The sequence below is a fragment of the Romboutsia sp. 13368 genome (assembly GCF_018336475.1).
In the GTDB taxonomy this organism is placed as follows: Bacteria; Bacillota; Clostridia; order Peptostreptococcales; family Peptostreptococcaceae; genus Romboutsia.
Window position 1 is genome coordinate 1618542 of sequence record NZ_CP048741.1, and the last position, 2218, is coordinate 1620759.

Annotated in this window: 2 protein-coding genes; both read right to left on the reverse strand. The window is 26.9% G+C overall.

Annotated elements, in window-relative coordinates; translation table 11 throughout:
* Window positions 1–228: 228 nt before the first annotated feature.
* Window positions 229–1521, reverse strand: coding sequence for an NCS2 family permease (locus tag G3997_RS06470; RefSeq protein WP_296644635.1), 1293 nt, complete (start codon window positions 1519–1521; stop codon window positions 229–231).
* 95 nt (window positions 1522–1616) lie between these two features.
* A complete protein-coding gene (locus G3997_RS06475; protein ID WP_296644636.1) occupies window positions 1617–2117 on the reverse strand; it encodes a hypothetical protein in 501 nt (166 codons plus the stop codon).
* Window positions 2118–2218: the final 101 nt, after the last annotated feature.

Consider the following 2218-nt stretch of genomic DNA (forward strand, 5'->3'; position numbering starts at 1 on the left):
CCACTCTTTACYTACTGTCGATTTTTCCTATTATAATTATAGTAGTTCTTGTCGAAAAAAGCCATAGATATTGATTACAATTTAGTAACTAAATACAATTTTATTTTTATCTTACTTTAATTCATAAATTTACTAACCCTATACATAATTTAATTAGAAAATTAAAAAAATTTAAATAATACAAAAAATATCCCAAGATAAATTTATTTATCTTGAGATATTTTGACTTTAATGGATAATTCCCATTGATATATTCATAATAAAACTTAGTATAAATAATGCTGTTAAAACATACATACTAGGCGATACTTTTTTGTATTCTCCATTTAACACTTTCAATACAGTGTAAGCTATAAACCCTAAAGATATACCATTTACTATATTGTAAGTGAAAGGTATCATAACTATTATTATTATCATAGCTATAGAGTCTATAATATCTCCCTTTTCTATATCAAAGAAAGTTTGTATCATAAGTATACCTACAAATATAAGTACACTACTTATAACWCCATTTGGTATAAGTTTTAATACTGGTATTAAAAACATTGATAATAAGAATAATATTGCTGATGTAAATGCCGCTATCTTTCCTTTAGCACCTGCACTTATTCCTGAGAAATTCTCTGCAGCTACTATAGTTGGACTTGTACCAAATAAACCAGCTATTATGTTTGATAATCCTGCAACCTTAAATGGACGTTGGAACTCATCAACTTTTCCTATAGCTTCCATTTGACCGTAAAGTATTCCCATATTTTCAAATACTATAACTATAGTTATTGAGAATACTGAAACTAAAAATGGTACACTTAATGCATTTTTTAATGACATTGATAGAAATACTTCTTTAAATGATGCTATATTAAATGATGCAAAGTTTAAATTGCTTAGATCTGTAAGTCCTACTATTAAAGAAAGTACAGTTCCTGCTATTATACTTATTAAAAGTCCTCCATTAACATTTTTAATGTGAAGTACTAATATTAATACTAAAGTAAAAATACTTATTAAAGCTTCTTTACTAGTTATATTTCCTAAAGATACTAAAGTCGCATCACTTTTAACTACTAAGCCACTTTTTTGAAGTCCTATAAATAGTATAAAGAATCCTACTCCTACTGTTATTGCGTGTTTTAAAGTATTTGGTATTGATTTTAAAAGTATTTTTGTTAGATTAGTACTCGCTATTATAGTAAATATTATTCCACTTACAAAAACTGCTCCTAATGCTTCTTGCCAGCTAAGTCCCATAGAATGAACTATAGTGTAAGTAAATAATGAGTTTATTCCCATTCCTGGTACTAATATAAATGGAGTGTTAGATAACATACCCATAAGTATAGTGGATAAAGCACAAGTAARTATTGTTGCCATCATGGCTGCATCTTGGCTTATACCTGCATCTGATAATATAAGTGCATTAGTTATTATGATGTATACACTTGCTACAAATGTTGTACATCCTGCTAATACCTCTTTCTTAAAGATTTGATTTTGTTGATTTAAATTGTTTTTCATGCCTCTTTCCTTTGTTGTTATGTCCCTCTCCCGCCCGCAATTTAATGCATATATATATTATTATCATTTTTTATCATTTTAGTCTATACTTTTATTTATATAATTTTAATTATTTTTCCTCTAACTCCATATCCATCAAGCTCTACTTTAGTTATCTTACAAACAACTTTTTGTCCTTCAGATATATTTTGTTCAACTGGAATATTAGCTAATAAATCAAAACCTTTAGATACTCCAACAAAACATCTATTTTGTTCTTCCTTTATATTTCTTATCATTCCTAAAACAATATTACCGCTTTTTAAATTTCTTTTATTTAAAGAATGTTTATTAAAGTATTTTTCTCTTAGYTCTAGTGATATTCTATCCTTAGAAGATATTTTCCTAAATTTAATGCCCTTTATTATATCTCCTTTTTTATAAACATCCTTAACAGAAGTTATATCTTCTGAAAAATCACAATTTCTAAGTATGCAAGAAATTCCCATTATACTTACAAATGCTCCCCATTCTTTTACATCTGTAACCATACAAGAATCTATTGTTCCCTTTTTTAATCTATTTATAACTATCTTTCTTTTAATAGGAATAGCCAATCTAAAAGATGCTATGCCATAACCGATTTCAACATAGTCAACTAAGCTATTAATNCTACAATTWTTAAAGTTTATGGAAACTTAGGTCAATTAAAGTTTAA